Raw genomic sequence first — 21,589 nt, forward strand, 5'->3', positions numbered from 1 at the left:
TGACCTGCAGCGGGGGGGGGGGGGGGGGCCCCCGGGGGGCGGCCGGGGGGGGGGGGGGGGGGGGGGGGTGGGTGGCGGGGGGGGGGGGGGGGGGGGGGGGGGGGGGGGGTTTTCTCGCCCCCGCCGCCCCTTCCCGTCCCGTCCCCAGGGGGCTGTGCCCCCTGGACCCCCGGGACCTTTGCCCACCCACCACCCGACTCGGTGGGTGGAGAGGTGGATCTCGAGAACAGTCCCGTCCCTCAGAACGTCGCCCGGATCTCCCCCACCACCCGGCCCCCGCCCTCCAGCGGCGCCCGTCCGATCCGTTCCACCACCGGCGAGTCCACCCCCATCAGTTCCAGCGCCCGCCCCAGCACCGGACCGAGCGCCCGCCCGCCGCCGTCCTCCACCTTGAAGGCCAGGGCACGGCCGTCCGGCAGGGCGACCGCCTGGACCGCCTCCGCGCCCATCTTCGAGAGGGTGCCCGGGACCTCGCGCATCAGCCAGGTGTCGGGGCGACGGGTGCCGGCGACGTACTCGGGGTGGGCGCGCATGGCGTCCGCGACCCGGCGTTCCGCGGTGCCGGGGGCGGCTCGGACGAAGGTGCGGTAGGCGCGGGCCAGGCCGGTCAGACTGATCGCCATCAGGGGCGCCCCGCAGCCGTCCGTACCCACCGCGGCGACCTTCTCGCCGGCCGCCTCCTCCACAACCGTGTGGATGAGCTGCTGCAAGGGATGGTCGGTCGCCAGATACGTCTCCAGCGGCCAGTCGCGCAGCGCGCACACCGCCAGCATCGCCGTGTGCTTGCCGGAGCAGTTCATGGTCACGCGGGAACGCACCGCGCCCGACGCCACATACGTCTCGCGCTCCTCGGCGTCCAGCGGCAGATCGGGCGGGCACTGGAGCAGGGAGGCGTCCAGCCCGTGTTCGTCCAGCATCTTCTGGACCAGGTCGCGGTGGAAGGTCTCCCCGGAGTGGCTGGCCGCGGCCAGCGCGAGTCGCTCGCCCGCCAGGTCCAGGCCCGCCCGCAGCACGCCCGCCGCCTGCATCGGCTTGTTGGAGGAGCGCGGGAAGACCGGGGACGTCACATCGCCGAGTGCCAGCTCCACGGCCCCCTCCGCGTCCAGCAGGACCAGACTGCCCCGGTGCCGCCCCTCGACGAACCCGGAGCGCACGACCTCGGCGAGGACCGGCGGTATGGCAGGGAGTACAGCGGAACGGGACTCGGACCTGGCAGACGACTCGGGCATCGGCGGTGGCCTTCCGGAGATCGGGGGATCGGGTGACCCACCCGGGCTGCGGGCCCCGGGATCACCGGTCGGCCGCCGCCTCAGGTGAGCAGGTCGTCGACTTGAGCTTCCCCTTCACGGTACCTGCGGGCGATCTCCGCGCTGCAGTCGTCGGCCGTGCGCTGCAGCCGCTGCCGACGCCGGGACACCTGCTGCTCGTACCGCACCAGCCGGCCCATCGCGGTGTTCAGCTCCAGGTCGGTCCGCGCCCGCAGGTCCGACAGCTCGACCTCGGCGAGCATCTCCGCGGCCAGCAGCCGGTACTCCTCGCTGTGCGGGGTGCCCAGCGTCACATGGCGGGCGGAGGATCGAATCCGGGCCGGGGCGTCGGCGAGGATCTCCGACAGCCGGTCGACCACGGCCGCCGCCCCCGCGGGGGACCGCCGGGCCAGCTCCGCCCGCAGGATGTCGATACGGCCCTGCAGCAGCCGCCGTACGTAGCTGAGGTCGGCCTCGTCCCGCTGGGCGTCCCGGCGCAGGGTGCGCAGCTCGGGCAGGCTCAGTACGGCCAGAGGGGGCTCCGACGGGTCCTTGGGCAGCAGCGGGCTGCCCGTGCGCTGCAAGGGGGGCCGCTGGGTGCCCAGCCGCCCCTCGGTACTCGGTGTGCTCATGTGCCTCTACCGTCCCCTCGACCGGATGTGGAAGCATCGTGCCACCCCAAGTGGCCGCTATGTGACCGAGTGCCCCCGATCAGCCCCAGATGGGCGGTTAAGCATCAAAAAAAGGCACGTGCAGAGCACCGCGGGCCGCCCGGCATGATGGTCCCATGCGTGCAGTGGTGCAGAGGGTGGACGGCGCGAGCGTCGTCGTGGACGGCGAGACGGTCGGGGAGATCGACGGCGAGGGACTGTGCGTCCTGGTCGGCGTGACCCACGAGGACACCAAGGAGAAGGCGGCCCAGCTCGCCCGCAAACTCTGGTCCATCCGCATGCTGGCCGACGAGAGGTCATGCAGCGACATCGACGCCCCGCTCCTGGTCATCAGCCAGTTCACCCTCTACGGCGACGCCCGCAAGGGCCGCCGCCCCACCTGGAACGCCGCCGCCCCCGGCGACGTCGCCGAACCCCTCGTCGACGAGGTGGTCGCCCACCTGCGCTCCCTGGGCGCGACGGTTCAGACGGGCCGCTTCGGCGCGAAGATGCGGGTGTCGCTGACGAACGACGGCCCGTTCACCGTGCTGATCGAGATCTGAGCACCAGAAAACCCGGGCCCCTAGGGCTCTACGACGACTTCCTGGGCGGCGGCGGTCGTGTCGGCCAGCAGCCGCGCGTCCAACGGCACGTTCCGCTTCACCAGCGCCAGCGCGATCGGGCCCAGCTCGTGGTGTCGTACGGACGTCGTGATGAAGCCGATCTTGCGGCCGTCGGCGCCCTCGTCCGCGAGGCGGATGTCCGTGCCGGCGGTCGGGAGGTGGACCTCGCTGCCGTCGAGATGGAGAAAGACGAGCCTCCTCGGCGGCTTCCCGAGGTTCTGCACCCGGGCGACCGTCTCCTGGCCGCGGTAGCAGCCCTTCTGGAGGTGCACCGCGCTGCCGATCCAGCCCAGCTCGTGCGGGATGGTGCGGTGGTCGGTCTCGAAGCCGAGGCGGGGGCGGTGGTGCTCGACGCGCAGCGCCTCGTACGCCAGGATCCCGGCCGCGGGGCCGGTCTTCTCGGCGTACGACTCCAGGTCCGCGCGCGGGAGGAAGAGATCACGGCCGTACGCCGTCTCGCGTACGACGACGCCCTCGGGCACCTCGGCGATGGAACCGGCCGGCAGGTGGACGACCGCGAAGTCGGCGGTGCGATCGGCGACTTCGACGCGGTAGAAGAACTTCATCGACTCCAGGTAGGCGATCAGCGCCTCCTGGGTGTCGGGCTCGACGTGGATCCAGACCGTCGCGCCGTCGTCCACCAGGTACAGGGCGTGCTCGATGTGGCCGTGCGCGGACAGGATCAGGGCCTCGGTGGCCTGCCCCGTCGGCAGGTCGCTGACGTGCTGGGTGAGCAGCAGGTGCAGCCAGCTCAGCCGGTCGTCACCGGTGACGGTGACGACCCCGCGGTGCGAGAGATCGACGAAACCGGTGCCCTCGGCGAGGGCGCGCTGTTCGCGGAACAGGTCGCCGTAGTGGGCGGCGACGCCTTCGTCCACACCCTCGGCGGGGACGGCTCCGGGCAGGGACAGCAGAGGGCTCTTCATACGCATAAGCCTACGACTCGGTAGTTGAACTCTTCAGGGAGCAGTCCTCGCACCGGCCGAAGATCGCGAAGTGCTTCATGTCGGTCTCGAAGCCGAACTCCTTGCGGAGCTTGGCGGTGAACTCGGCCGCCACCGAGATGTCGGCCTCGATGACGTTCGTGCAGTCGCGGCAGACCAGATGGATGTGGTGATGCCGGTCCGCGAGGTGGTAGGTCGGCGCCCCGTGCCCGAGATGGGCGTGGCTTACCAGCCCGAGTTCCTCCAGGAGCTCCAGGGTCCGGTACACGGTCGAGATGTTGACCCCCGACGCGGTCTTCCTCACCTCGATGAGGATGTCGTCGGGGGTCGCGTGCTCCAGGGTGTCCACGGCTTCGAGCACGAGCTGACGCTGCGGCGTCAGCCGGTAGCCACGCTGCCTGAGGTCGCTCTTCCAGTCGGTGCTCACCACACCACAGAGTCTAGGACCACTTGGGCGGTGGGCCCGATGGAAGAGACGTGAGAGACCTACTTGAAGAACGCGATGCCGTCGTCCGGCATGTCGTCGGGGAGGGCCTTCGCCCAGCGCTCGACGTCCTCGGGGGTGACGACCTTCTTCAGGTGGGCCGACATGTAGGGGCGCAGCTCCACCTCGGGGGTCTGCTTCTCGCCGACCCACATGAGGTCGCTGTTGACGTAGCCGTACAGCCGCTTGCCGCCGGTGTACGGGCCGGAGGCGGCGGTGCGCGCCACGGCGTCCGTGACCAGGTCGATCTGCGGCTTCTTGGCGGCCAGGTCGCCGTACCAGATCTCCACGACACCGTCGTCGCGGACCATGGTGACCTCGAGCTTGCGGTCGGCGTCGATCCGCCAGAAACCGGACTCGGACTCCAGTGGCCTGACCTTGTTGCCGTCGTTGTCGAGCACCCAGGTGTGGGAGCGGTACTCCAGGAAGTTCCGGCCGTCGTGCGAGAAGGTGACCTCCTGTCCGAAGTTGCACTTCTCGGAACCGGGGAAGTCGTGCACGCCGGCGCCCGCCCAGTTGCCGAGCAGGAAGACGAGCGGGACCAGGTCCCGGTGGAGGTCGGACGGGATCTCGATCATGAGCAGCAGTTCCTAGACGTGGGTCAGCGCTGGCCCTGGTACAGCTTCTTCACCGTCAGTCCGGCGAAGGCGAGCACGCCGACGCAGACCAGGACCAGCAGGGCTTCGAAGACAACCTCAAGCACGGAGTGCTCCTTGGACGGGTGTGAGCGGGACAGAGCCGGGCCCCAGCTTACGCGGCCGGGGCCCGGCTCTCTCCGTGAGGTCGCCCTCGCGGACGTCACCCCAGCAGCTGGCTCTGCAGGGTCACCGTCTGCTGGAACGGAACGGGGTTCGCCGTGCCCTTCCGGGACTGGACGATCAGGGCGAGGACGTCACCGGCGGCCACATAGGCCTGCCGGACCTGCTCGGCGCCGTACGGCTTCGACTCCGTGTACGCCGAGCGCTGGATGTCGTCGACCCGGGCCGACGCCGGGAAGTCCTCGTCGAAGACGGAGGAGCCGGCACCGCGCAGCAGGCGGCCGGGGCTGCTGTACGGGGCGATGTCCGTGGAGAACGCCTTGTCCACGACGGCCGCGGTGTCGAAGTGCAGCAGGTAGATCCGCGTGCGCGTGCCGTCCTCGGCGGTCCACCCGCGGGCCGCGATGTGCCGCAGACCGTCGTCGACGAGCTCCTGCCGGAACTCCTCGCGCTCCTCCGGCTCGTACGCCGCCAGGAAGTCCTTGGTCGCCAGCCAGCCGTCCGCACCGCGCAGCGCCTTGTCCTCGGTGGCTCCCACGGGGGCGGGCAGGAGGAGGGCCCGCAGGTCGGCGTAGTGCGCGCCGGCCTTGTTCGCCTCGTCGAAGGGCTCCGGGCTGCCCGACGGCAGCGGCGGCTTCGCCAGCTCCGGGTAGTCCCACCGCCCGTCCGACTCCGTCGCGAGTCCCGGTACGTCCGTCCGCTCCATCCGCGTGATCCCGTACGCCGCCGAGGCCCCGACCGCCGCGAACACGACGACGGCGGCGGTCCAGCGCAGGACCGCGCGCAGGACTCGGCGGTCCTTGGGGGCCGGGGGTCCGTAGGGCTGGGGTGGGGGCAGCAGGGGCTGCGGTGCCGTCGCCGTCGGTTCAGGCGCCGTCGGCTCCGGTTCCGTCGGCTCCGGTTCCGTCGGTGTGGGATCCACAGCCGTCGGTTCCGTGGTCCGGGGCTGCTCGGTCATACCGCCTCCCCCGGCTCGGCTATGCGGTCGAGCTGCTCGGCGAGGAGCATCGCGACTCCCTTGGTGTCGAGTGGCTTGACGCCGTCGGCGGTGGCGGTGAGCAGGACGTCACCCTGGTAGGCGGAGCAGTACATGCTGTCGAGGTCCTCGTCGGCGTCCTTGGGCGGCAGAAAGCACTCGGCGTTCTTGTGGCCCTTGATCGCGGGACCCTTGCGGAAGACGTCCAGGGCGTCGAGAAACTCGTTCTGGAACGTGGCGATGTCCCGCACGGCCGCCTGGCTCTCCATCTGCGCCAGCACGATGCTCACCGTGTAGGTGCCGTCGTTCTCGCTGAGGGGGTCGGCGTCCGAGCTGAGGTAGCTGCGCATCGCCATGCCCGTGATGCGCTGCCGGTCGATCTCCTTCTCCAGCTTCTTGCGCCGGCTGCGCGGCAGGTCACTCAGCGACTCCTTGCGCAGGGCCGTCGCCTGGGCCCCGCTGAGCTGCGCGTCCGAGCCGTACTCACCGAGGTCGGGGCCACGGGTCCAGCCGTCGGTGCCGTACGGCACCAGCACGCCGGCGAGCCCCTTGGCGGTGGCCGCCTTCTCGTCCTCGGACGTGGTCTTCGGGAACGTCCAGACGGGGGCGCCGGCGTCACGGTCGGCGTCGTTCACGGTGACCACGGTGTAACCGACCCCGGCGACGACGGCACCGACCAGCACCAGGGACCCGGCCACGGCGGCGATACGGCCACGGAGGAAGGGCTTCTTGGCGGGCGGCGGCGGGACGGGGACGCCGTAGGCGTCGAACCCGACGGGCTCCGAGGGCCCGCCGGATTCGGAGTGCTGGACGAATTCGACGGGCCCCAGCTGGGCGCTCGCCGCCTCCGTCCCCGCCCTGGGAACCGGCTCGTTCTGGTTCTCGGTCACAGCCGCTCCATCTGCCGCTCGGCGAGGTCCATGATCTTCTTCTTGCTGATCGGCTTGGTGTCGTAGATCCAGATCTCCATGGCGATGTCACCGCGCCAGGCATGGGCCTCCGCGCTGTAGAGCGGCAGGTATCCGGCCTCGGTCTCGGGATCGGTGTGGACGTACGCCATGCCGCTCCCAGTGCCGGGGACGGTCCAGCTGTCGGTGGCGTCCTTGTCCTCCGCCCAGTACTGGCTGTTCTCCACCGCGTCGGCGGCCGCGGGAGACTCCTCCTGGCGGTACTGGATCAACCGGATCTCCAGGGTGGTCGTGCCGGACTCCCAGCCGGTCACGGCCGCCCGGCGGAACTCGTCGCCTACGAGGTCGCCGAAGATCTCGTCCGGCTTCTCGTACATGTCGGCGTAGCCGGCCAGGTCCATCCAGCCGTCGGAGCCGGCCAGCCAGTCGGCCTTCTTCGCCCCGCCCGGCTTCTTCAGCAGCAGCTTGCGCAGGTCGCCGTCGGTCTTCACCCGGCGGTCCTGGGCGGCGGACAGCGGCTCGGGCCCCTTGCCCTTCGCCTGCGGCAGCGTCGGCTGCGAGAGCGAGGGCAGCTTCGTCGGCTCGCGGTCCGCCTGCACGAGGTAGCCGCCGCAGGTGCCGGCGACCAGGCCGAGGACGGCGGCGCCGACGATCAGCAGTGCGGTGCGCCCGCGGCGGCGTCGCCGGGGCGTGACCTGCGCAGCGAGCTGCGCGGGCGGAGCAAGTGCGTCAACCGGAGCAACCGGGGCGACTGGGGCGTCGGCTACTTCTTCGGGTACTTCCAAGACGTCCCCCCACAGAACGTGAAGTGCGCATTCCGTATGCGCGCTCACAGGAGACTCATGGTCAAACTACGGAGTTGTAAGGGAGTTGATTACGATTCGGTCATGGCGAAGAAGCTCGTGATCAAGGTGACGGCGGGGGCGGATGCCCCCGAGCGGTGCTCGCAGGCGTTCACGGTGGCGGCGGTGGCCGTGGCCAGCGGCGTCGACGTCTCCCTGTGGCTGACCGGCGAGTCCGCGTGGTTCGCCCTCCCGGGCCGGGCGGCGGAGTTCGAGCTGCCCCACGCGGCCCCGCTCCCCGACCTCCTCGACTCGGTCCTCGCGGCCGGCCGCGTCACCCTCTGCACCCAGTGCGCGGCCCGCCGGGACATCACGGAGAAGGAGGTCATCAAGGGCGTTCGCATCGCGGGCGCCCAGGTGTTCATCCAGGAGGCCCTGGGCGACGAGACACAGGCGCTCGTCTACTGAGACAGCGGTCTCGCCGGACAGCCGGACCGGCTGATTACTGCTGCCGCCGCCGCTTGCCGTCCAGTTCGTCCCACCACTCGTCGGACTTCGGGTCGCCGGAGGGGTCGTCCCACCAGCGGTCGTCGGGGCCGCGGCGGTTGGCGACCATGGCGGCGACCGGCGGGATCAGCATGGCGACGACGCACATGCCGACGGCCACGGGGACCGACCAGAGGCGTACGACTCCCCAGGCCAGGACGAAGAGGCCGATGCAGGTCCCCATCATGGCGAAGTACACGTGCCGCCGTCGTGCGTACATGACTCCAGGGTAGGTCCGTGGGCCGGGCATGCCGAAGGGCCGCACCCCAGGGGTCCAACCCGTGGGTGCGGCCCTTCTGCCGTTCGTGAGGCGTCCGTTGCTGAGGCGTCGCCTCAGACCGCGATCGCGACCTCCGCGAGGCCGCCCTGCTGGGCGACGACCGTGCGGTCGGCGGTGCCGCCGGGCACGAGGGCGCGCACGGTCCAGGTGCCCTCGGCCGCGTAGAAGCGGAACTGGCCCGTCGCGGAGGTCGGGACCTCCGCGGTGAACTCGCCGGTCGAGTCCAGCAGACGGACGTAACCGGTCACCGGCTCGCCGTCGCGGGTCACCTGACCCTGGATGGTGGTCTCACCGGGCTTGATCGTCGAGGCGTCCGGGCCGCCGGCCTTCGCTCCACACATGTCGTACTCCTGAAGAGGTCTTGAAAGGTCGGTCGGGGGATCTACTTGTTGGCGCCGAGCTCGATCGGCACGCCCACGAGGGAGCCGTACTCGGTCCAGGAGCCGTCGTAGTTCTTGACGTTCTCCACGCCGAGCAGCTCGTGCAGGACGAACCAGGTCAGCGCGGAGCGCTCACCGATGCGGCAGTAGGCGATGGTGTCCTTGGCCAGGTCGACCTGCTCCTCGGCGTAGAGCTCCTTGAGGTCGTCGTCCGACTTGAAGGTGCCGTCGTCGTTGGCGTTCTTCGACCACGGGATGTTGCGGGCGGACGGGACGTGACCCGGGCGCTGCGACTGCTCCTGCGGCAGGTGGGCGGGGGCGAGGAGCTTGCCGGAGAACTCGTCGGGCGAACGGACGTCGACCAGGTTCTGCGAGCCGATCGCGGCGACGACGTCGTCACGGAAGGCGCGGATGGCCTTGTTCTGCGGCTTGGCCTTGTAGTCGGTCGTGGGGCGCTCGGGCACCTCTTCGACCAGCTCGCGGGCGTCCAGTTCCCACTTCTTGCGGCCGCCGTCGAGAAGCTTGACGTTCTCGTGGCCGTACAGCTTGAAGTACCAGTAGGCGTACGACGCGAACCAGTTGTTGTTGCCGCCGTAGAGGATCACCAGCGTGTCGTTGGCGATGCCCTTCGAGGACAGGAGCTTCTCGAAGCCCTCCTGGTCGACGAAGTCACGGCGGACCGGGTCCTGGAGGTCCTTGGTCCAGTCGATGCGGATCGCGTTCTTGATGTGGTTCTTCTCGTAGGCGGACGTGTCCTCGTCCACCTCGACGATGGCGATGCTCGGGTTGTCGAGGTTGGCCTCGACCCAGTCGGCATCGACCAGGACGTCGCTGCGGCTCATGCTCTTTCTCCTCCGGGGCAGTTACGGCGGGGCGTGCAGGTGAGAAGCGTGCGCGTGCAGGCCGTCGAGGGCGTACGCGCACGAATGCCCTGGGCAGGGCGGCGGGAATGCGGAAGGCGACGCTTCCGCTCAGAAGGTGCGACAGAGCATGGCGGCGACGCGGCACAGGTCTACTGCCCGCCGCTTCGTGAGATCCGCCTGTCGCTTCATGACATCGATCGTAGGGACGGACGGGCGCACATGTCACCGGCGTGTCGCATTTTGAGACGCGATCGTCCGGGATGTGAGACAAGACGGCCGCCCGGGCGATAAGGGCATGGTTCCCGGGCGGGTGTATCCGTCATCACAACTACTCTACGGACGGCAGCGTCTCGTCCTTCGGACATCCGCCGTCCAGCGCGCCGACCCTCGTCCTACCCGGCCAGCCGGACGTTCGAACCCTTCACCGTGATCTCCACACCGTTCGTCGCCGCCTGCACCTTGTCGAGTTGGATGCCGCCGGGCAGCCCGTCGATCTTCTGCTCGAAGTCGGTGACCGTACGGGCCCGGTTCTCGGCGAGGTCGACGCCGCCCAACGAGGGCAGCTTGTCGGCGTGCACCTTCACGGTGTCGCCCTCGGCGGTGACCGTGCTGAGCACGTAGACCGGGTCCGGCAGCTTGGTGCCGAGCACCGTCGCGTCCACCTCGACCTTGATCTTGCCGTTGCCGCCGTCGGAGAGGCCGACGACCTCAGCGGTGACGCCCGGGGCGACCTGGGTCGGCTCGGACTTGGCGGTCTTCAGCAGCTCGGCGTAGGTGATCGACGCGGTACCGGTGGCGCTGTTCGCGGTGGCGGAGCTGTAGTCGCCGGAGAACTCGACGCCCTTCATGCTCGCCTTGAGGTCGTCGATACGGATCGTCCCGTCGGTGGTACCGGTGTCCGCCTCGTAGTCCTTGATGCCGACCTCGACGTCGTCGAGCACGCCGCCGACGACCTGGGTGAGGAAGGGGAAGCCCTTGATGGAGACGTCGGGGGCGGCCGCCAGACCCTCGGTGGTCTTCAGCTTGTCCGCCGCCTCGTCCTCCGCGAAGTTGACCGCGAGGCGGTCGGCGAGGACGAAGAGACCGCCGATGATCACGACGAGGATCAGAAGTGTTCGCAGTGCGCGCATGCGGTGTCCCCCACGACGGCGGTCGGACGACGGTCGGTCGACGGACGGGTGGCCGTCGACCGTGAGAGTAACCCTGGGCCGGGCGGGGGTCGGAGAATTGTCGATCACCTGTGACAGGAGAGGCGCACGGCCCGACGACGTCAGACCAGCGCCCGCCCCAGCACGTACACCGCCGGTGCGGCCGCCGCCAGCGGCAGTGCCACGCCCGCCGTGAAGTGCACGAACCTCGACGGGTAGTCGTAGCTCGCCACCCGATGGCCGATCAGCGCGCACACCGCCGCGCCCGCGCCGAGCAGCGCGCCCTTCACGCCCAGCCCCGTCATCCCGCCGACCGCGATGCCCGCGCCCGCCGCGGCGAGCAGGGAGACGACCACGGAGGCCGGGGTCGGCAGGGGCAGCGCGCGGGCCAGGACGGCGACCGCCACCGCGGCCGCGCCGACCGTGACCGCGTCCGGGTCGGCGGCGAGGTGGCCGGTCGCGATGATCGACAGGGCCGCCGAGGCGACCGTCGCCATGAGGCCGTACATCCGCTCGTCCGGGTCGGCGTGCGAGCGCAGTTGGAGGATGAGGGAGAGCAGGACCCACACACCCAGCGTGCCGAGGATCGCGGCGGGCCCGTTCTCCCGGCCGGCCGCGAGGAGCACGACGTCCGCCACCAACGCCCCCAGGAACGCCAGCGCGATGCCCTGCCGGGCGGGCCACATGCCGTTGAGCCGGAACCAGCCGGCCGCCGTGACGGCCTGCAGGACGACGAGCGGTACGAGGAGGGCGTACGACCCGACGGCCGCCGTGGCGGAGAGCAGCAGGCCGAGCAGCGCGGTGAGCGCGGCGGGCTGCATACCGGGCTCGATGACCGGCGAACGCCCCTCGAGCCGGGCCCGCTGCGCGTCGCTGATCCGCGGGTTGCCGGCGATGGTGGCGGGGCCGTAGCCGGAAGCCGTCTCGCCGGAGGCGGGCGCCTGGGGTGCTTGGGGGGCTTGGGGAGCTTGCGGCTGGGACTGTGCCTGGGGCTGCTGCCCCCCGTAGGAGCCGTACGCCGACTCCACCGGCGCCCGCTGCGGCAGATACGCCGTCTCCGCGGAAGGCACCGGCTGCACCGGGTGCTGGACCTGCGTCTCCCAGGTCTGCCCCTGCCACTGCTGTGTGTACTGCTGGGCGGCCTGCGGATCCTCGTAGGCCTGCTGCCCGTACGGGTCATGGCCCTCGTACCCCTGCTGGTACGGGGTACCGCCCGTACCGCCGTCATACGGCTGGTCGCTCATCGTCACCCTCCTGCGAACGGCGGCAGCACCTCGACCGTGCCGCCGTCGGCCAGCCGTACCGTCTCATGTGCGCGGGTGCCCACCGGGTCACCGTCGACGAGAAACGAGCATCGCTGCAGGACGCGCACGAGTTCGCCGGGGTGTCGCTCGCGCACGGCGTCGAGCGCTTCGGCGAGCGTGACCGCGTCGAACGGCTCCTCGGCGATGTGGGCCGCGGCCTTCGCGGCGGCCCAGTAGCGCACCGTGACCTTTGGCATCGGTTCCTCAATCAATCGGCGGTGTACAGGGGCCAGGCTAGCCCGGCCGCGAGAGCACCCAGTCCCCGATCCGGGCCAGCAGCGCGTCGGTGGCCGCGTGCTCCGCGTGGCCCATGCCGGGCTCCAGCCAGAGTTCTCCGTGGTCACCGGCGGCGGTGGCCAGCATGCGGGGGTGGTCGACCGGGAAGTAGCCGTCCCGGTCGCCGTGCACGACCAGCACAGGGGTGGGCGCGATCCGCGGCATCGCCTCCACCGGGGACAGCGGCACCGGGTCCCACTCCCTGTGGTGAATGCGCGTGCGGAGTCCGTAGCGGCCCACCAGGCGGCCCGAAGGGCGCGTGACCAGCCAGTGCAGGCGGCGCATGGGGGCCGTGCCCCGGTAGTACCAGCGGGCGGGAGCGCTCACCGAAACCACCGCGTCCGTTCCCCCGTCCGTGCGCCCCTCTCGCTCCGAGCCTTCCGGCGGATACAGCGCCGCGTGCCGCAACACCACGGAGCCGCCCATGGAGAAGCCGACGGTGGCCACACGCGCGTGCCCGAACGAACGCGCCCACTGCACCGCGGCGGCGAGGTCGAGCACCTCCTTGTCGCCGACCGTGGAGCGCCCGCCGGAGGCGCCGTGGCCGCGGAAGGAGAAGGTGACCACGGCGCCGTACTGGGCGAACGCCTGCGCGATCCGGCGTACGTGCGGGCGGTCCACGTCGCCGGTGAAACCGTGCGCGACGACGAACACGAGGTCACGGGAAGGTGGCCGTCCGGCGTCGTATACGACGGCCCCCCGGTCGTATACGGAATCAATGGAAATACCGTCGGCCGTGTACAGAAACGTCCGCAAAGGTGCGCGTCTGCTCGTCTCGGAGTTCGGACGAACGGTGGAACGTGCCACATGACCTGCCGCTCCGGTGCTCATGTGGGCTATTCTCCTAGGCAGAGGACTCGGGCAGCGTAGCCCCCGAGTCCTTTTGTGCTTTCGGACGCGATGTATACGAAGCGGAAAACCGCAGGTGTACGGGCCCCCGGGATCGCAGAGCAATCGCAGTGCCGCAGTGCCGCAGTGCCGCAAACGTCCTCGCAGGGACCGAGGAGGAACCAGACGTATGAGTTCTCTGCTGCTCCTGACCAATGCCCTCCAGCCGTCGACGGAGGTGCTTCCCGCCCTCGGCCTGCTCCTGCACAACGTGCGAGTGGCTCCGGCCGAAGGCCCCGCCCTCGTCGACACCCCGGGCGCCGACGTCATCCTCATCGACGGACGCCGCGACCTCCCGCAGGTCCGCAGCCTGTGCCAGCTGCTGCGGTCCACCGGACCCGGCTGTCCACTCATCCTCGTAGTGACCGAAGGCGGCCTCGCGGCCGTCACCGCCGACTGGGGCATCGACGACGTCCTGCTGGACACCGCCGGACCGGCGGAGGTCGAGGCGCGCCTGCGCCTGGCCATGGGCCGCCAGCAGATCGTCAACGACGACTCCCCCATGGAGATCCGCAACGGCGACCTGTCGGTCGACGAGGCGACCTACTCCGCCAAGCTCAAGGGCCGCGTCCTCGACCTCACCTTCAAGGAGTTCGAGCTCCTTAAGTACCTCGCCCAGCACCCGGGCCGCGTCTTCACGCGCGCCCAGTTGCTGCAGGAGGTCTGGGGCTACGACTACTTCGGCGGCACCCGCACGGTCGACGTGCACGTACGACGGCTGCGCGCCAAGCTCGGACCCGAGCACGAGTCGCTGATCGGGACCGTCCGGAACGTCGGTTATCGATTCGTTACGCCCGAGAAGGCCGACCGCTCCACGGACGAGGCGAAGGCCAAGGCGGCGGCCCAGGTAGGCCAGTCAAAGCCGGAGGATGCGGACGAGGCGGCCGCTCTGGACGGCACGGAGATCCCCGCGGAGGCGTAGTGGACGCTCGGACCGGGCCCGCTTACGCACGGGTAGCCTCATTGACGCCCTGCCCAGAGCGGGTCCATCCGCGTAGACTCCGCGCGTGGCCAAGGTAACCAGGGATGATGTGGCGCGGCTGGCAGGGACCTCCACTGCCGTCGTCAGCTATGTCATCAACAACGGACCCCGGCCGGTTGCCCCGGCCACGCGCGAGCGTGTCCTCGCCGCGATCAAGGAACTGGGGTACCGACCAGACCGGGTCGCCCAGGCGATGGCATCCCGGCGCACGGATCTCATAGGCCTGATCGTGCCGGACGCGCGTCAGCCCTTCTTCGGGGAGATGGCGCACGCGGTCGAACAGGCCGCGTCCGAGCGCGGAAAAATGGTGCTCGTCGGCAACTCCGACTACATCGGCGAGCGCGAGGTCCACTATCTGCGGGCCTTCCTGGGGATGCGCGTCTCCGGCCTGATCCTGGTCAGCCACCTGATGAACGACCTGGCCGCCGCCGAGATCGAGGCCTGGGACGCCCGCGTGGTGCTGCTGCACGAGCGGCCGGAGGCCATCGACGACGTCGCCGTCGTCACGGACGACCTGGGCGGCGCCCACCTCGCCGTCACCCATCTGCTGGAGCACGGCTACGAGTACGTCGCCTGTATGGGCGGCATAGCGGAGACCCCCTCGGTCGGCGACCCGGTCTCCGACCACGTGGAGGGCTGGCGGCGCGCGATGTCCGAGGCCGGGGTGTCCACGGAGGGCCGGCTCTTCGAGGCCCTGTACAACCGCTACGACGCCTACCAGGCCGCCCTCGCGATCCTGTCCGGGCCGAACCGCCCGCCCGCGATCTTCTGCTCCACCGACGACCAGGCGATCGGCCTGCTGCGCGCGGCGCGCGAGCTGCGCATCGACGTCCCCGGCGAGCTGGCGGTGGTCGGCTTCGACGACATCAAGGAAGCGGCCCTCGCCGACCCGCCTCTGACAACGGTCGCCTCCGACCGCTCCGCGATGGCACGGGCCGCCGTCGACCTCGTGCTCGACGACGGGGTGCGGGTGGCGGGGTCCCGGCGGGAGCGGCTGAAGGTGTTCCCGTCGCGGCTGGTGGTGCGGCGGTCCTGCGGCTGCGTGTGAGGTCCCGGAAGCCTTTATGAAGGCTCCCTGAGAGACGTCGCCGAGCTGCGAGAGACGCCTTTACATCGGACGAACGAGGTTCTGCCGGGCTTCTCAGCAAGCGCTCAGGGAGCTCTCATGGTCGACGGACAAGCTGCTTGTCATGACCGAGAGCTTCCGCCGCAGCGGCGAGTACGAGAACCCCGAGCACTCCCAGGGTCACGGCGAACAGACTCCTGACCCCCTGCAGTCGGCGTACCCCCAGCAGCAGCACGCCTCCTCCCCCGTGAACCCCGAGTGGCCGCCCCCGCCGGCACATCAGCCCGTGCAGCCGGTCACCGTCGAGCCGGGCACCACCGTGTGGCCCGGCCAGGCCTCGCAGGCGTCCGCGCCGGCCGGATTCACGGCCGAGGGTGGCTACGGCGGCGGTGACGGCAACGGCGGCGGTACGGCCGTGATGACGGCGGTACCGGCCGGGCCCGCGCCCGCCGCGGCCCCCAAGAAGCGCACCCGGGGCCCGATCGCCCTGCTCGCCGCCGTGGCGATCGTCGCCGCGGCCATAGGCGGCGGTACCGCGTACGGCATCCAGGAGCTGACGGGCAACGACACGGTCGCCTCCAGCAGCACCAGCACCAACGTGATCCCGTCCGCCGACAAGGGCACGGTCGCCGGGGTGGCCAAGGCGGTCAGCCCGAGCATCGTCGAGATCAACGCCAGCTCCAACGCCGGCGAGTCCACCGGTTCCGGCGTGATCATCACCAGCGACGGCGAGATCATCACCAACAACCACGTCGTGTCCGGCGCCTCCTCGATCAAGGTGAGCACCAGCGACGGCAAGACCTACACCGCGAAGGTCGTCGGCACCGACAGCAAGAAGGACCTGGCCCTGATCAAGCTGGAGAACGCCTCCGGCCTGACCGTCGCCACCCTCGGCGACTCCTCCGGCGTCCAGGTCGGCGACACGGTCGTGGCGATCGGCTCCCCCGAGGGCCTGACCGGCACCGTCACCAGCGGCATCGTCTCCGCCCTGGACCGTGACGTGACCGTCTCGACCGACGAGAGCCAGAGTCAGGGCCAGGGCGGCGGCAGCGGCCAGTGGCCGTTCGAGTTCGGTGGCCAGCAGTTCAACGGCGACACCGGCTCGTCGACGACCACGTACAAGGCGCTCCAGACGGACGCCTCGCTGAACCCCGGCAACTCCGGCGGCGCGCTCATCGACATGAACGGCAACATCATCGGCATCAACTCCGCGATGTACTCGGCCGCCGACGCCACCAGTTCGTCGAGCGCCGGCAGCGTGGGCCTCGGCTTCGCCATCCCGATCAACACCGTCAAGTCCGACCTGGCCACGCTGCGGGCCGGCGGTTCCGACAGCTGAGTCCCTTCCTCCAGCCAGGCCCTCCAGTCAGGAGTACGTCATGTTCAAGCAGGTTTCGCACACGGTGGCCGGCACCGACCCGGCCGGCTTCGCCCTGGCCCTTGAGGTGGCGTACGAGCTGCACGCGCCGGTGACGACGCGGGCGCCCGAGGTGGCCACCGCCGCCCACGGCACGGGCCGCCGCGCGAAGGCAGCCGCCCGCCGCCGTACCGTGCGCGGCTGATCCCACCCGAACTCGTCCTTCAGCGGCAGCAGGGAAACATGCGAGGCTGAAAGCGTTCAGCAACCTTGAACACCCTTCAGTCCTTCAGTCCTTCAGCACCTTTCAGCCCCCTGTTGTCCCACCGCACCCGAGGAATCCGAAGCCCATGAGCCCCGCCGAAGGCGACCGTGACACCCAGCGCATCCTGATCGTCGACGACGAGCCGGCGGTGCGCGAAGCACTCCAGCGCAGCCTCGCCTTCGAGGGCTACGACACGGAGGTCGCCGTCGACGGCGCGGACGCCCTGGAGAAGGCGACCGCGTACCAGCCCGACCTGGTCGTCCTCGACATCCAGATGCCCCGCATGGACGGCCTGACGGCCGCCCGCCGGATCCGCGGCGCGGGCGACACCACCCCCATCCTGATGCTGACGGCCCGCGACACGGTCGGCGACCGGGTGACGGGGCTGGACGCCGGGGCGGACGACTACCTGGTCAAGCCCTTCGAACTCGACGAACTGTTCGCCCGCGTCCGCGCGCTGCTGCGCCGCAGCTCGTACGCGGCGGCGGCCGGGGCGGGGGCGGCGGAGGAGGACGAGGCACTCACCTTCGCAGACCTGCGCATGAACCTCGCGACGCGGGAAGTCACGCGTGCCGGGCGGCCGGTGGAGCTCACCCGTACCGAGTTCACGCTCCTGGAGATGTTCATGGCGCACCCGCGCCAGGTCCTCACGCGCGAGCAGATTCTCAAGGCGGTCTGGGGCTTCGACTTCGAGCCGTCCTCCAACTCCCTCGACGTGTACGTCATGTACCTCCGCCGCAAGACCGAGGCGGGCGGCGAACCGCGGCTCGTGCACACGGTGCGGGGTGTGGGGTATGTGCTGAGGCAGGGCGGGGCGGAGTGAACAGGGTGGCACGGCGGTTCCGGTCGCTCCCGATCCGGTCCCGGTTGGCGATGCTGGTCGCGGCGGCGGTGGCGTTCGCGGTGGCGGCGGTGTCGGTGACCTGTTGGTTCATCGTGCAGGGGAAGCTGTATGGGGAGCTCAACAACGACTTGCAGTCGTCGTTCCACGGCATGTCTGCGGATGAGTTCACGCAGCTCACCAAGACCTGTCTGCAGGAACCGTCGTCGAGCCAGTTCGGCGGGGGGCGGCTCAGGGGCTACGCGCAGATCATCAGTGCTGACGGCAAGGTCTGTCTCCTGCCCGGCTCCACGGCGCAGGTGAAGGTCACCGGCGGCGACAAGGCCGTGGCCAAGACCCCTGACCCCAACTCCGACACCTTCCGCAACGGCACCGACAGCAAGGGCAACGCGGTGCGCGTGATGACCACGGCGCTCCTCATCAAGGACGGCCCCGTCACCCAGGGAGTGGTCGCGGACTACGCCATCGTCGTCGCCGTCCCTCTCGAGGGAACCCAGTCCACCCTCAACGAGTTGGCCCTGATCCTCCTCCTCGTCTCCGGCATCGGAGTCCTCGGCGCCGGTGCCGCCGGCCTCATGGTCGCCCGCGCGGGTCTCCGCCCCGTCGACAAGCTCACCGAGGCCGTGGAACACGTGGCCCGCACCGAGGACCTGAGCATCCGCATCCCCGTGGAGGAGGACAGCGACGACGAGATCGCCCGCCTGTCCCGCTCCTTCAACTCGATGACGTCGTCCCTGGCCAACTCCCACGAGCTGCAGCAGCAGCTCATCGCCGACGCCGGTCACGAACTCCGCACCCCCCTCACCTCCCTCCGCACGAACATCGAGCTGCTCACCCGCAGCGAGGAGACCGGCCGCCCCATCCCCGAGGCGGACCGCAAGGCGCTCCTCGCCTCCGTCAAGGCGCAGATGACCGAACTGGGCGCTCTCATAGGCGACTTGCAGGAGCTGTCCCGCTCGGAGGGCCAGCGGGGCGAGCGGCTTCAGGTGGTCGCGCTGGAGGACACCGTCGAGTCGGCCCTGCGCCGGGCACGGCTCCGCGGCCCCGAGCTGACCATCACCGCCGACCTCCAGCCCTGGTACGTACGCGCGGAACCGGCCGCACTGGAGCGCGCGGTCGTCAACATCCTCGACAACGCGGTGAAGTTCAGCCCCGAGGGCGGCACGGTCGAGGTGCAGCTCACCGAGGGTGTGCTCACCGTCCGCGACCACGGCCCCGGCATCCCCGCCGAGGAACTCCCGCACGTCTTCGACCGCTTCTGGCGCTCCCCCAGCGCCCGCGCCCTGCCCGGTTCGGGTCTCGGTCTGTCGATCGTCGCCCGTACGGTGCAGCAGGCCGGCGGCGAGGTGAGCCTCGGGCACGCGCGGGGCGGCGGCACGGTGGCGACCGTACGACTGCCGGGGGCGCCGACGCCGCCACCCGCCTAGGTGTGAGCTAGCGCGTCGTAAAGGCTCCGCCATTGACGTGAATGGCCTGGCCGGTGATGTGCCGGCCGCCCGGGGAAGCGAGGAAGTACGCCGTCTCGGCGATGTCCTCGACCGTGCCCGGACGCTTGTTGTGCGTCTCCTCGACGAGGGCCCGGTGGCGCTCGTCGGTCATCTGGCCGCGGAAGAAGTTGGTACCGGCGATGTAGCCCGCGGAGATGACGTTGCTGGTGATGCCGTGGGGGCCGAGGTCGCGGGACAGCGAGGCGCTCCAGGCAGCCAGGGCGGCCTTGGTCGCGCCGTAGGCGCCGCCGCCGCGCTCGGCTCCGATCGAGCCGATGCTGATGACACAACCGCCCGAGGTGAGCTTGTCCCGGACCGAGGCGGCGGTCAGGACCGCGCTCAGCAGGTTCTGAGCCAGGTTGGCCTGCCACAGGGCCAGCACCGCGTCCAGAGCCGACCCGTTGCCCGGTTCCGCCTGGGGCAGGCCGCCGGCCGCGTTGACCAGGACGTCCAGCTCACTGAACCGGGCGGCGAGTTCCGCGACCTGCCCGGGGTCGGTCGCGTCACAGGCCACGCCGTGCACCCCCAGCTCTTCGGCGGCCCGTTCGACGGTGTCGGGATCGCGTCCCGTGATGAAGACCTCCGCCCGGTCGGCGGCGAACCTCGCGGCGATGGCACGGCCGATACCGCTGGTGCCTCCGGTGACGAGTACGGTGCGAGTCAAGGTTCCTCCTGCCGACTGCTACCACTACGTTTAGACCTAAACGTAACCGATGACGTCAAGGGATCGCACAGTGGCTGACACGGTCGCCGAATCCGGGGACTCCGTCCCCACCTACCCCGTCGCGGAGATCGCCGCGGCCTGGCGGCGGGAACGACCCGGCACCCCGACCGAGTCGATCGAGATCGTCACGCCCATCTGGTGGCTGGGGAAGCTGTTCGCCAACGACCGCAACCAGGTCCTGCGCGAAGCGGGGATCGACGCGGCCACTCTCGACCTGCTGTCCGTGATCCGCCGCTCCGGGCCGCCCTACACCCTCAGCACCCGCGAGCTCGCCCACCGGACACTGGTGACCGCCGGAGCGATCTCGCAGCGCGTCGCACGGGCAGAACGAGACGGCCTCGTGCGGCGCACGCCGGGGACCACCGGCCGCCGGACCGTACTGGTGTCACTGACACCCGAGGGTCACGCACTGATCGAGCGATCCGTCGATGCCGTCCTCGGCCGCGAGGCGGAACTCGTCAGCGATCTGTCGGCGGACGAACGCGGGGCACTCATCACCCTGCTGCAGAAACTGATGACCGATGTCCGACGCCGGACGGCCGCCGAGGACTGAGCGGCACGAGGACGCCGTCTGGTTCCAGGCACGGGTTCCGGGTCGTCCGGGGAGGCACGGGACGAGACTGGCTCGTCCAATTCGCGGACGGACTGGCCCAGTTGCTCGCGTAATCGGGCAAAGTCCGACAGGCACCCCCACCTCCCTGTCAATGTCCTGTCATTCCTCACGTGATTCAGACCTTACCCGTGAGTTCTCTGGAATCTTCCTGGCCTGTCAGACAGGTGCTCCGAGCATCTGTGCGCAGCACAACAGGAGTGAGCCAACCCCCATGCGACTCATTCGCAAATCGACGCTCATGAAGATCGCCAAGAAGGACACCAAGAAGGACACCAGGAGGAGCGTCAAGAAGAGCGCCCTGATCACCGCCGCCACCGCCCTCGCCCTGACCGGCCTGCTGGCCGGCACCGGCTCCGCGCAGGCGGCCGGCGGCGGACCGGGCGGTGCGACGAACATCCGAGGCACGGACCCCGGCGACACCGACCTGATGATCGAGCGGCTCTGCGAGCAGGAGGGGAGCCTGACGGGCGTGTACGGCGCCCTCAACGTCGACACCGGCGAGTTCAAGACCCAGGACGAGTACCTGCGGGACGTCTTCGGCCTGTGGGAGCCCGCCGGGCCGTGGGAGCTCTTCCGCGGCTGGTGCGGTTACGCGGAGGCCTCGACCTGGTCCACCAAGGGTGCGGCGGTCCGTACCTCGCCGTGGATCGGCAACCGGGGTTCCAAGGACGACAAGGAGACCTTCGTCAGCAGCTACAGCACCAAGACCTTCGCCAAGAAGAGCGTCGGCGCCTCGATCAGCCTCTCCATAGCGAAGAGCATCTTCTCGGGCACCGTGGGCGGCAGCGCCGGCTACGAGTGGGGCTGGGAGAAGACCTCGTCCTTCGAGCGCCGCAGCGAGAAGACGATCCCGCCGTGCACCCAGGTCGCCGTGACGTGGACGCCGTACCAGCGGGTGGTGCGCGTGAACCCGATCTTCTACGTCGAGGACTACCAGTGGAACAAGGGCGACGGCCGTAAGACGGTGCACAGCTGGCGCGACCGCGGGTACAACACGATCTACTCGTACGGCTACTACATCGACGGCACCTCCGACAAGCTCCTGCCCAACGGCCAGCCCGACGGCCGTGAGGACAAGATCGAGGAGAAGCTGGATCCGAAGACCTGCGCGTGATCCGGGTCGACGCGGCAACCTTTCCCTCACCGGCGCCGACAAGCAAGTGACGTGATCCCCCTGTCACTTGACTCGATCGGATG

The 21,589-nt window shown here is 70.2% G+C and carries 27 protein-coding genes; 10 read left to right on the forward strand and 17 right to left on the reverse strand.

Going from position 1 to position 21,589, the window contains the following annotated elements:
- Nucleotides 1-239: 239 nt before the first annotated feature.
- Both ACFYO2_RS38550 and ACFYO2_RS38555 read right to left on the reverse strand, forming a co-directional pair.
- Entirely contained in the window at nt 240-1,229 is a 990-nt protein-coding gene (locus ACFYO2_RS38550; RefSeq protein WP_388359058.1) for an asparaginase, read from the reverse strand.
- A gap of 80 nt (nt 1,230-1,309) precedes the next feature.
- On the reverse strand, nt 1,310-1,879 hold the full coding sequence (locus ACFYO2_RS38555) for an aerial mycelium formation protein (RefSeq protein ID WP_388359060.1): 570 nt from the start codon (nt 1,877-1,879) through the stop codon (nt 1,310-1,312).
- Between the two features lie 155 nt (nt 1,880-2,034).
- Here ACFYO2_RS38555 and dtd point away from each other — a divergent pair, with 155 nt between their 5' ends.
- A complete protein-coding gene (gene dtd / locus ACFYO2_RS38560) occupies nt 2,035-2,460 on the forward strand; it encodes a D-aminoacyl-tRNA deacylase (protein WP_388359062.1) in 426 nt (141 codons plus the stop codon).
- Nucleotides 2,461-2,480: 20 nt separating this feature from the next.
- Here the strand turns inward: dtd and ACFYO2_RS38565 are convergent, their stop codons facing one another.
- The 6 genes from ACFYO2_RS38565 to ACFYO2_RS38590 all read right to left on the reverse strand — a co-directional run bounded on the left by ACFYO2_RS38565 (nt 2,481) and on the right by ACFYO2_RS38590 (nt 7,375).
- A complete protein-coding gene (locus ACFYO2_RS38565) occupies nt 2,481-3,446 on the reverse strand; it encodes a YgfZ/GcvT domain-containing protein (protein WP_388359065.1) in 966 nt (321 codons plus the stop codon).
- 10 nt (nt 3,447-3,456) lie between these two features.
- Nucleotides 3,457-3,894, reverse strand: coding sequence for a Fur family transcriptional regulator (locus ACFYO2_RS38570; protein ID WP_388359067.1), 438 nt, complete (start codon nt 3,892-3,894; stop codon nt 3,457-3,459).
- A gap of 56 nt (nt 3,895-3,950) precedes the next feature.
- The gene (locus tag ACFYO2_RS38575; protein WP_388359070.1) at nt 3,951-4,526 is read right to left on the reverse strand and encodes an FABP family protein; all 576 of its coding nucleotides are present in this window, start codon (nt 4,524-4,526) and stop codon (nt 3,951-3,953) included.
- A gap of 220 nt (nt 4,527-4,746) precedes the next feature.
- A complete protein-coding gene (locus tag ACFYO2_RS38580; protein WP_388359072.1) occupies nt 4,747-5,664 on the reverse strand; it encodes a hypothetical protein in 918 nt (305 codons plus the stop codon).
- Nucleotides 5,661-6,572 carry a hypothetical protein gene (locus ACFYO2_RS38585; protein WP_388359075.1) on the reverse strand — a complete coding sequence of 304 codons (912 nt, stop codon included), beginning with the start codon at nt 6,570-6,572 and terminating at the stop codon, nt 5,661-5,663. The genes ACFYO2_RS38580 and ACFYO2_RS38585 overlap by 4 nt, the downstream gene beginning before the upstream one ends.
- The gene (locus tag ACFYO2_RS38590; protein ID WP_388359078.1) at nt 6,569-7,375 is read right to left on the reverse strand and encodes a hypothetical protein; all 807 of its coding nucleotides are present in this window, start codon (nt 7,373-7,375) and stop codon (nt 6,569-6,571) included. Before ACFYO2_RS38590 ends, ACFYO2_RS38585 begins: the two co-directional genes overlap by 4 nt.
- A gap of 102 nt (nt 7,376-7,477) precedes the next feature.
- On the opposite strand from ACFYO2_RS38590, the gene ACFYO2_RS38595 reads away from it, so the two are divergent.
- The gene (locus tag ACFYO2_RS38595) at nt 7,478-7,840 is read left to right on the forward strand and encodes a DsrE family protein (RefSeq protein WP_388359080.1); all 363 of its coding nucleotides are present in this window, start codon (nt 7,478-7,480) and stop codon (nt 7,838-7,840) included.
- Between the two features lie 34 nt (nt 7,841-7,874).
- On the opposite strand, the gene ACFYO2_RS38600 is transcribed toward ACFYO2_RS38595, so the two are convergent.
- The 8 genes from ACFYO2_RS38600 to ACFYO2_RS38635 form a co-directional block, all read right to left on the reverse strand.
- Complete coding sequence (locus tag ACFYO2_RS38600) at nt 7,875-8,138, reverse strand: DUF3099 domain-containing protein (RefSeq protein WP_388359083.1); 264 nt, start codon at nt 8,136-8,138, stop codon at nt 7,875-7,877.
- Between the two features lie 113 nt (nt 8,139-8,251).
- On the reverse strand, nt 8,252-8,539 hold the full coding sequence (locus tag ACFYO2_RS38605) for a DUF1416 domain-containing protein (protein WP_004986406.1): 288 nt from the start codon (nt 8,537-8,539) through the stop codon (nt 8,252-8,254).
- A gap of 41 nt (nt 8,540-8,580) precedes the next feature.
- Complete coding sequence (locus ACFYO2_RS38610) at nt 8,581-9,420, reverse strand: sulfurtransferase (protein WP_388359086.1); 840 nt, start codon at nt 9,418-9,420, stop codon at nt 8,581-8,583.
- A gap of 129 nt (nt 9,421-9,549) precedes the next feature.
- Complete coding sequence (locus tag ACFYO2_RS38615) at nt 9,550-9,630, reverse strand: putative leader peptide (RefSeq protein ID WP_350310325.1); 81 nt, start codon at nt 9,628-9,630, stop codon at nt 9,550-9,552.
- A gap of 203 nt (nt 9,631-9,833) precedes the next feature.
- Nucleotides 9,834-10,571 carry a DUF2993 domain-containing protein gene (locus tag ACFYO2_RS38620; protein ID WP_388359088.1) on the reverse strand — a complete coding sequence of 246 codons (738 nt, stop codon included), beginning with the start codon at nt 10,569-10,571 and terminating at the stop codon, nt 9,834-9,836.
- 140 nt (nt 10,572-10,711) lie between these two features.
- Nucleotides 10,712-11,833 (reverse strand): hypothetical protein, encoded by a 1,122-nt coding sequence (locus tag ACFYO2_RS38625; protein WP_388359090.1) that lies wholly within the window; start codon nt 11,831-11,833, stop codon nt 10,712-10,714.
- A 2-nt stretch (nt 11,834-11,835) separates the two neighbouring features.
- Nucleotides 11,836-12,090, reverse strand: coding sequence for a MoaD/ThiS family protein (locus tag ACFYO2_RS38630; protein ID WP_388359092.1), 255 nt, complete (start codon nt 12,088-12,090; stop codon nt 11,836-11,838).
- A 37-nt stretch (nt 12,091-12,127) separates the two neighbouring features.
- Nucleotides 12,128-13,000, reverse strand: a complete 873-nt coding sequence (locus tag ACFYO2_RS38635) for an alpha/beta hydrolase (protein WP_388359094.1) — start codon at nt 12,998-13,000, stop codon at nt 12,128-12,130.
- Nucleotides 13,001-13,187: 187 nt separating this feature from the next.
- On the opposite strand from ACFYO2_RS38635, the gene ACFYO2_RS38640 reads away from it, so the two are divergent.
- The 6 genes from ACFYO2_RS38640 to ACFYO2_RS38665 all read left to right on the forward strand — a co-directional run bounded on the left by ACFYO2_RS38640 (nt 13,188) and on the right by ACFYO2_RS38665 (nt 18,995).
- Entirely contained in the window at nt 13,188-13,979 is a 792-nt protein-coding gene (locus ACFYO2_RS38640; RefSeq protein ID WP_388359096.1) for a winged-helix domain-containing protein, read from the forward strand.
- An 85-nt stretch (nt 13,980-14,064) separates the two neighbouring features.
- Nucleotides 14,065-15,087 carry a LacI family DNA-binding transcriptional regulator gene (locus ACFYO2_RS38645; protein WP_388359099.1) on the forward strand — a complete coding sequence of 341 codons (1,023 nt, stop codon included), beginning with the start codon at nt 14,065-14,067 and terminating at the stop codon, nt 15,085-15,087.
- Nucleotides 15,088-15,229: 142 nt separating this feature from the next.
- Nucleotides 15,230-16,444 (forward strand): S1C family serine protease, encoded by a 1,215-nt coding sequence (locus ACFYO2_RS38650; protein WP_388359102.1) that lies wholly within the window; start codon nt 15,230-15,232, stop codon nt 16,442-16,444.
- 40 nt (nt 16,445-16,484) lie between these two features.
- Nucleotides 16,485-16,667 (forward strand): hypothetical protein, encoded by a 183-nt coding sequence (locus ACFYO2_RS38655; RefSeq protein WP_388359105.1) that lies wholly within the window; start codon nt 16,485-16,487, stop codon nt 16,665-16,667.
- Nucleotides 16,668-16,812: 145 nt separating this feature from the next.
- Nucleotides 16,813-17,550, forward strand: a complete 738-nt coding sequence (locus tag ACFYO2_RS38660; RefSeq protein ID WP_388359108.1) for a response regulator transcription factor — start codon at nt 16,813-16,815, stop codon at nt 17,548-17,550.
- A complete protein-coding gene (locus ACFYO2_RS38665; protein ID WP_388359111.1) occupies nt 17,547-18,995 on the forward strand; it encodes a sensor histidine kinase in 1,449 nt (482 codons plus the stop codon). The genes ACFYO2_RS38660 and ACFYO2_RS38665 overlap by 4 nt, the downstream gene beginning before the upstream one ends.
- 7 nt (nt 18,996-19,002) lie before the next feature.
- On the opposite strand, the gene ACFYO2_RS38670 is transcribed toward ACFYO2_RS38665, so the two are convergent.
- Nucleotides 19,003-19,719 (reverse strand): SDR family NAD(P)-dependent oxidoreductase, encoded by a 717-nt coding sequence (locus tag ACFYO2_RS38670; RefSeq protein ID WP_388359114.1) that lies wholly within the window; start codon nt 19,717-19,719, stop codon nt 19,003-19,005.
- Nucleotides 19,720-19,789: 70 nt separating this feature from the next.
- Between ACFYO2_RS38670 and ACFYO2_RS38675 the strand changes: the two genes are divergently transcribed.
- Nucleotides 19,790-20,332 carry a MarR family winged helix-turn-helix transcriptional regulator gene (locus tag ACFYO2_RS38675; protein ID WP_388359116.1) on the forward strand — a complete coding sequence of 181 codons (543 nt, stop codon included), beginning with the start codon at nt 19,790-19,792 and terminating at the stop codon, nt 20,330-20,332.
- A 271-nt stretch (nt 20,333-20,603) separates the two neighbouring features.
- Entirely contained in the window at nt 20,604-21,506 is a 903-nt protein-coding gene (locus tag ACFYO2_RS38680) for a hypothetical protein (RefSeq protein ID WP_388359118.1), read from the forward strand.
- The last annotated feature ends 83 nt before the right edge of the window (nt 21,507-21,589 follow it).

The organism is Streptomyces sp. NPDC006602 (assembly GCF_042870385.1).
Classification (GTDB): Bacteria; Actinomycetota; Actinomycetes; order Streptomycetales; family Streptomycetaceae; genus Streptomyces.